This is a genomic window from Azospirillum sp. Marseille-Q6669 (assembly GCF_965111635.1).
The window spans coordinates 255481-262500 of record NZ_CBCOOP010000001.1; the positions used below are offsets into that span (position 1 = coordinate 255481).

The 7020-nt window shown below is 68.9% G+C and carries 6 protein-coding genes (1 of these 6 only partly in view); 1 reads left to right on the plus strand and 5 read right to left on the minus strand.

Going from position 1 to position 7020, the window contains the following annotated elements:
- Positions 1–19 precede the first annotated feature (19 nt).
- From ACWPXE_RS01070 to ACWPXE_RS01090, 5 genes are all read right to left on the minus strand, one after another.
- Positions 20–1549: an AMP-binding protein gene (locus tag ACWPXE_RS01070; RefSeq protein WP_454016321.1), complete on the minus strand. Its 1530-nt coding sequence runs from the start codon at positions 1547–1549 to the stop codon at positions 20–22.
- Between the two features lie 56 nt (positions 1550–1605).
- On the minus strand, positions 1606–3375 hold the full coding sequence (locus tag ACWPXE_RS01075) for an ABC transporter permease subunit (RefSeq protein WP_454016322.1): 1770 nt from the start codon (positions 3373–3375) through the stop codon (positions 1606–1608).
- The gene (locus ACWPXE_RS01080; protein ID WP_454016323.1) at positions 3372–4475 is read right to left on the minus strand and encodes an ABC transporter ATP-binding protein; all 1104 of its coding nucleotides are present in this window, start codon (positions 4473–4475) and stop codon (positions 3372–3374) included. Before ACWPXE_RS01080 ends, ACWPXE_RS01075 begins: the two co-directional genes overlap by 4 nt.
- 30 nt (positions 4476–4505) lie before the next feature.
- Positions 4506–5576, minus strand: a complete 1071-nt coding sequence (locus ACWPXE_RS01085; RefSeq protein ID WP_454016324.1) for a polyamine ABC transporter substrate-binding protein — start codon at positions 5574–5576, stop codon at positions 4506–4508.
- Positions 5577–5699: 123 nt separating this feature from the next.
- Positions 5700–6470 carry an enoyl-CoA hydratase/isomerase family protein gene (locus tag ACWPXE_RS01090; protein WP_454016325.1) on the minus strand — a complete coding sequence of 257 codons (771 nt, stop codon included), beginning with the start codon at positions 6468–6470 and terminating at the stop codon, positions 5700–5702.
- A 274-nt stretch (positions 6471–6744) separates the two neighbouring features.
- Here ACWPXE_RS01090 and ACWPXE_RS01095 point away from each other — a divergent pair, with 274 nt between their 5' ends.
- Positions 6745–7020, plus strand: the 5' portion of a protein-coding gene (locus tag ACWPXE_RS01095; RefSeq protein ID WP_454016326.1) for an IclR family transcriptional regulator. Its footprint extends 501 nt past the window's final position; 276 of the gene's 777 nt are visible here — the first part of the coding sequence; the start codon lies at positions 6745–6747; its stop codon lies beyond the right edge, outside the window.

The window sequence follows — 7020 nt, forward strand, 5'->3', positions numbered from 1 at the left end:
GGGGGGAGTGGGGACGCCGTCAGCCGGCCAGCCGGTCCCAGCAGCCGTCTAAGGCGGGGGACAGCTTGTGCTTCATGATGCGCTGGCTGGGGGTGCGCTCGAACTCCTCGACCACCGCGATGTAGCGTGGATTCTGGTAGGGGGCGAGCTGCTTTCCGAGCCAGCCGGACAGCGACGGGATGTCCAGCGTCGCCCCGGCCTTCGGCTTCACGAACAGCTTGATGTCTTGTTCGCCGACGTCGGCGGCAACGCCGATGATGGCGCAGTCCTCGACGGAGGGGTGGGTGGCCGCCACATGCTCGACCTCCCAGGCCGAGACGTTCTCGCCCTTGCAGCGCACGCTGTCGGTCATCCGGCCGTGGAACAGCAGCGTCCCGCCTTCGTCGAGCGAGCCGAGGTCGCCGGTGTGCAGGGCGCCGTTCTTGAGCGCGCGGGCCGTCGCCTCCGGGTTGCGGAAATAGCCGGGGAAGATGGCGCCGGGGCGGTCGGTGCGGACGACGATCTCGCCGCGTTCGCCCTTCGGCACCGGCTGGCCGGCGCCGTCCAGCAGCTCCACGGTGAACCACGGCATCGGGCGGCCGACCGCGCCGACCACGCCCTCGTCGTTGCAGGTGGTGATGCTCGACGCCTCGGTCATGCCGTAGCATTCGCGGATCTGCACGCCGAACCGTTCCTCGAAGGGCGTCCAGGTCTCCTTGGGGCAGCCGCCGCCCCAGGCGATGCGCACGGGGTGGTCATGGTCGCGCGGCGAGACCGGCTGCTTGAGCAGGATCTGCAGGATGCCGCCCAGATAGTGGATGTGGGTCGCCCCGTACTCCCGCACCTGATCCCAGAAGCGGCTGGCGCTGAAGCGGTCGACCATGGCCAGCGACACGCTGCGGATCAGCGGCATGACGATCATCTGGGCGCCGCCGATGTGGTACAGCGGCTCCCACACGAACAGCACGTCGCCGTCGCGGGCGGCCGAGACGCGGGCCACCGCCTCGCCGGCCAGCCGCATCATGCGGTGCGACACCAGCACGCCCTTGGGCCGCCCGGTGGTGCCGGAGGTGTACATGATGGCGAAGGTGTCGTCGGGGGCGGGCGGCGGCTCCTCGAAGGCGGCGTCGGACTCCAGCAGGGTCTCCAGCCGCAGCGCCGCCGCCGGATCGCCCTGGACGATCAGCGGCGTGCCGGCGGGCACAGCACCCGTCTCGGCGATCACCGGCAGGAACTCGGTCTCGGCGATGATGGCGCCGGGATCTGAATGCTCCAGGATGTAGCGCAGGCCCTCGCCGCGCTGCTGGGCGTTGATCGGCACCCAGACCAGCCCCGCCTTGGCGAGGCCGAACAGGGTGGAGAGCACCAGCGGGCTGTTGCGCAGCATCAGCGCCACGCGATCGCCGGGCTTCAGCCCCAGCCGCCGCAGCTCCGCCGCCACGCCGTCGGACTGGCGGTCGAGCGTGGCGAAGCTCAGCGCCTCGCCGTTGAAGCGGGCGAACAGGCGGGCGCGTCCGGTCCGGGCCGCCTGCGTGAACAGGCGGACGAACCCTTCTTCGAAATCGGACATGATGCGTAATCTCGAATGCGTTTGGTCGGTTGGTGACGGCCGAGTGTGGTTGCGGATCACCGCGCCGGACGGCGCAGCCATTCCGCCATCAGCAGCAGGGCCATCACGATCGCGAAGACCACGACGGACACGGCGGCCAGCGTCGGGTTCAACTGGAGGATCATGTCGTCCCACATCTGCTTCGGAAGCGTGGTCTTGACGCCGCCGCTGACGAAGATCGCCACGGTCAGCTCGTCGAAGGAGGTGATGAAGGCGAACAGGAAGGCCGCCACCAGACCGCCGCGGATCAGCGGAACGGTGACCAGTATCAGCGTCCGGAAGCGGTTCGCCCCCAGCGTCGCCGCCGCCTGGTCCAGCCGCCAGTCGTGCCCCTTGACCACCGCGGAGATCGCGACGAAGGCGAAGGGCAGGGCCAGCACCGTGTGGCCGATGATCAGGCCGAGGTCGGTGGCGACCAGCCCGATCTGGGCGAACAGGTAGAACAGCCCGACCGCGATGACGATGCGCGGCACGATCATCGGCGCCAGGAAGAAGGCGAAGATCGCCCCCCGCCAGCGCGAGGAGGAGCGGGCGAGCGCCAGCGCGGCCAGACCGGCGACCAGCGTCGCCAGGACCGCCGTGGCAAGGGCCACCGCGAAGGAGCGGATCGTCGCCGACACCCAGAGGTCGGAGTTGAAGTAGACCCGGAACCATTCCAGCCCATAGCCCGGCGGCGGGAAGTCGAGGAAGGGGGAGGTGGTGAAGGCGATGGGAACGACCACCAGCGCCGGGGCGACCAGGAAGACGATCACCGCCGCGGAATAGAGCGGCAGCAGCCGGTCCATCATCTTCGGTCCCAGAACGCGCCCGACTGGGCCGCCCAGAGCCGTCGAAGCCTTGGCGAGCGCCGACAGGATTTTCATCCCGGCGTTGCGCAGATGCCCTTGGCCGGCGCCGGTCCGCCCGGAGGTCTCCCCCGACAGGGAGGACAGGCCGAACAGCCGGTCGTAGACCCAGCAGGTGACCAGCGCCGCGACCAGCATGAAGGTGGCCAGCGCGCCGGCGAAGGCCCAGTTCAGCATCTCCTGGATCTGGGTGATGATGAGCTGCGCCAGCATGGTCTGCTGCGGCCCGCCGAGCAGCGCCGGAACGATGAAGAAGCCCAGCGAGGAGATGAAGGTGAGGAGTCCGGCCGCCGCCACGCCGGGCAGAGAGAGCTGGAAATAGACCAGCCAGAAGGCGTTGGCCGGCGGCGCCCCCAGCGTCTCGGCCGCCTGGACCAGCCGGCGGTCGATGGTGGTCAGCACCGGCAGCATGGTCAGCACGGCCAGCGGCAGCATGGCGTGGACCATGCCGGCCATCACGCCGAACTCGTTGTGCAGCAGCGGCAGGGGGGACATCCCCGTGCCGGAGAGGATCTGGTTGATGACGCCGGTGCGCCCCAGGATGACCATCCAGGCGAAGGTCTTCACCAGATAGCTGGTCCAGAAGGGCACCATCACCGCCAGGATTGCCAGCCCGCGCTGGCGCTCCGGCAGCTGCGCCAGCCAATAGGCCAGCGGATAGCCGAACAGGAGCGACAGCAGGGCGGTCAGCCCGGCGATGCGGAAGGTGCTCATCAGGACGCGGAAATAGACGTCCGTGGCGACGATGCGGGCGTAATGGTCGCCGGTCCAGGCCGAGGTCTCGAGATCCTGGACGCTGAGGCCGAGCAGCCGCAGCACCGGGAACAGGAAGAAGATGGCCAGGAAGGCGAGGCCGGGGGCGGCCAGCCACAGCGGGCCGAAGCGCAGCCGCCGCCGCGCCGCGGCGAAGGCACCGTCATGGTTCAGGGTGGCGGCGCTCATGACACCAGCACCCCGGCGTCGGCGCGCCAGCGCACCGCGACCACCTCGCCCAGCCGCGGCGGTGCGGTGCCGCGGCGAAGGCGGACGGTGATCGTCTCCTCGCCGCCGAGTGACACCAGCACGCGGGTCTCGGACCCGGCATAGACGGTGTCCACCACCTCGCCGCGCACCTCGTTGTCGCCGTCGCCGTCGATGTCGAGCTGTTCGGGACGGACGACCAGCGTGCCGTCCTGGCTGTCCGGCGTGTCGGCGGACAGGCGGAAGCTGCCCTTGCCGGTGACCAGCATGGGCGCTCCGTTGCCGTCGCGCCGGACCTGCCCGCGGAAGATGTTCGACACGCCGATGAAGTCGGCGGCAAACGCGGTCTTCGGGCGGGCGTAGATGTCGTGCGGGGTGCCGAGTTGCTCGATCCGGGCGTGGTTCATCAGGCAGATGCGGTCCGACATGGCCAGGGCTTCCTCCTGGTCATGAGTGACGTAGATGATCGTCGCGCCGGTCTCGCGGTGCAGGCGCTTGATCTCGTACTGCATGTGCTCGCGCAGCTTCTTGTCCAAGGCGCCCAGCGGCTCGTCCATCAAAATGACTGAGGGCTGGTAGACGAAGCAGCGCGCCAGGGCGACGCGCTGCTGCTGTCCGCCGGACAGCTCCTTGGGGAAGCGCCCGGCGAGATGGCCGAGATGGACCATCTCCAGCGCCTCCTTCACGCGCCGCGTCAGGTCCGCCGGGGCGACGCCGCGCATGCGCAGGGGAAAGCCGATGTTCTCCGCCACCGTCAGGTGGGGGAACAGGGCGTAATGCTGGAAGACGAGGCCGATGTCCCGCTTGTGCACGGGCGTCCGGGTCTCGTCCTGCCCGTCGATCAGGATGCGCCCGCCGCTGGGCTCCACCAGTCCGCAGATCATCTGCAGCAGCGTGGTCTTGCCGGACCCTGACGGGCCGAGCAGCGTCAGGAACTCGCCCGCCGGGACTTCCAGGCGGGTGGGCTCCAGCGCCGTGATGGCGCCGTACCGTTTGGTCAGGCCGTCGACCAGCAGCTTCGGCGTGGCGGCGGCTCCGGCCTGGACCGGCGCTGTCCGCGCCTGTGCGAGCGGTGAGAGCATGGCGGCGGGTCTCCTTTCCGACAGGCGGGCTTAGCCGAGAATCCAGGCGTTGAAACGCTCGTTCATCTTCGACCGGTTGGCGCCCCACCAATCCTCCTTGGCGATGGTCATCACCTTCAGATTGTCTTCGAAGGTCGGCAGCGCCGGGGCGCGCTCCTTCGGGATGCTCTTGTAGGCGTCGAGGTTGGTCGGGCCGTAGGCCAGGACCTCGGTGAAGACGGCCTGACGGGCCGGGTCGGCGCAGAACTTGATGAACTGGCGGGCGGCGTCGGCGCGCGGGGTGCCGCGCGGGATGCCCCAGCCCTCGATCGAGTAGAGCCCCTGGTTCCAGTTGATCTTGACGGGGGCGCCGCCGTCGATCACCGCCTGGGCGCGGGCGTTCCACAGGGCGATCATGTCGACCTCGCCGCTCTGGATGAGCTGGCTGGACTGGGCGCCGCCGGTCCACCACACGGCGACATGCGGCTTGATGCGGTCGAGCGCCTTGAAGGCGCGGTCGACGTCGAGCGGGTAGAGCTGGTCGAGCGGCACGCCGTCGGCGAGCAGCGCCTGCTCCAGCGTGTCGATGGGGTTCTTGCGCAGCGAACGGCGGCCCGGGAACTTCTCGACGTTCCAGAAATCGGCCCAGCTCTGCGGGGCGTTGGAGGCGAATTTGTCGGCGCGGTAGCCGAGAATGGTCGAATAGACGTCGGTGCCCATCCAATGGCTGGTCAGCGAGTCCGGCATCAGGCCGGGCGCGTCCGCCGCGGTGAAGTTCAGCGGCTCCAGCAGGTTCTGCTTCATCAGGATGTCGCGGGCCGACAGGGTCAGCGTGCAGACGTCCCAGGTGTAGGACTTGGTCTCCACGATGGCCTTGAACTGGGCGGTCGGCTCCGCCTCGCGGGCGACGTTGACCACCTTGATGCCGGTGGCCTTCTCGAACGGGTCGTAGAAGGCCTTGCGGAAGGCCGGGCTGTAGGGGCCGCCCGGATCGGCGACGGTGATCTGCGTGGCGGCGAAGGCCGGACGAAGCAGCCCGGCGGGCAGGGTGGCGCCCAGCGCGACGCCGGCGGCTCCCTTCATCAGGCTGCGGCGGCCCATGGAGAAGGTGGACTTGCTCATGTGAAACTCCCTGTTCTGCGGTCGGGGCGTCTCTGTTGCCCCGGTGAAGGAGCGCCGCCGTGGCGGCGCGGGTGGGCGGATCGTTGCGCCCAGGAAGAGTCGTGTTTGCGGCCTGAGACCGAGTTACGCGCGCTTCGCGGCGCGCTTGGCGAGGAACTCCTCCATCATCCGGGCCGGTTCGCCGGACGCGTAGGCCTCGCGCTGGATGCGCACGCCGGCGGCCAGGGCGTCGCGGAAGCCGGCCTCAGTCATCTCGCGGAAGCGCTGCTTGTCCAGCCGCATGGCGACCGGCGGCTTGGCGGCCAGCTCCTCGGCCAGGGCCAGCGATTCGGCCATCACGCGGTCCTGCGGGACGATGCGGTTGATCAGGCCGATGCGGTGGCTCTCCTCGGCGTCCATCAGCCGGCCCGACAGCGTCAGGTCCATGGTGCGGGCCAGACCGATCATCTCCTTCATGATCCACGGGCCGGTGGTGCTGGCGATGCCCGAGTTGATCTCCGGCTGGCCCATGCGCACCCCGGCATGGCCGATGCGGAAGTCGCCGAGCAGGGCGACCTGGAAGGCGGAGCCGGCGGCGACGCCGTTCAGCGCGATGATCAGCGGCTTCGAGAGGGTGCGCATGCGGTGGTAGAGGCGCTCCCACTCCGCCACCCACTCCTCGGCGCGGTCGGCGTCGAAGGTCTTGGTCTCGTTCAGGTCCTGCCCGGCGCCAAAGGCGCGGTCGCCGGCCCCGGTCAGGATGATCGCGCGCACACCGTCCTGGTTCTCGAGCTGGTCGAAGGCGACGACCAGCTCGTCGCGCATCGCGGCGTTCCAGGCGTTCAGGATCTCCGGGCGGTTCAGCGTGATGATGCCGACCGGGCCGCGGACCTCGGTGAGGATGAATTTGAACACGGGACCACTCCTGTAAGCGGGGCGTTTCGCGCGCCTTGCGGATGTTCCGGCGCCCCTCGGGGCGGCGCGTCGTATTGCAATACGATACTTGGTATTGAATAGCTTGGCTTGCTTTGCTAGACCTGTCAACGGTATCTCTCGCACACGAACCACAGGACCGATCGCCATGGCTCCGCGCCGTCCGTCTTCCCGACAGTCAGACACGGAATCCGCAACTGCCGTTGCGGACGCCTCGGTGAAGGAGGGGGGCGCCGCGCGTGCCGGCGATCCCTTGATGGTGATGTCCGTGGAGAAGGCGTTCCGTGTGCTGAACGCGTTCGACGCGGCGCGTCCGACGATGAGTCTGACCCAGATCGCCTCGATCGTCGGGTTGGACAAAAGCGCGGCGCAGCGCTTCACCCACACGCTGGAAAAGCTGGGCTACCTGCACAAGGACCCGGAGACGAAGCGGTTCGAGCTGACGGTCAAGACGCTCGACCTCGGCCATCACTACCTGCGCGGCAACGGGCTGCTCGAACGCTCGATGCCCTACCTGATGCATCTCAGCAAG

Coding starts and splice junctions, on each gene's coding strand:
- ACWPXE_RS01085 (WP_454016324.1), bottom strand. CDS start 5,576: ATGAGCAAGTCCACCTTCTCCATGGGCCGCCGCAGCCTGATGAAGGGA.
- ACWPXE_RS01075 (WP_454016322.1), bottom strand. CDS start 3,375: ATGAGCGCCGCCACCCTGAACCATGACGGTGCCTTCGCCGCGGCGCGG.
- ACWPXE_RS01070 (WP_454016321.1), bottom strand. CDS start 1,549: ATGTCCGATTTCGAAGAAGGGTTCGTCCGCCTGTTCACGCAGGCGGCC.
- ACWPXE_RS01080 (WP_454016323.1), bottom strand. CDS start 4,475: ATGCTCTCACCGCTCGCACAGGCGCGGACAGCGCCGGTCCAGGCCGGA.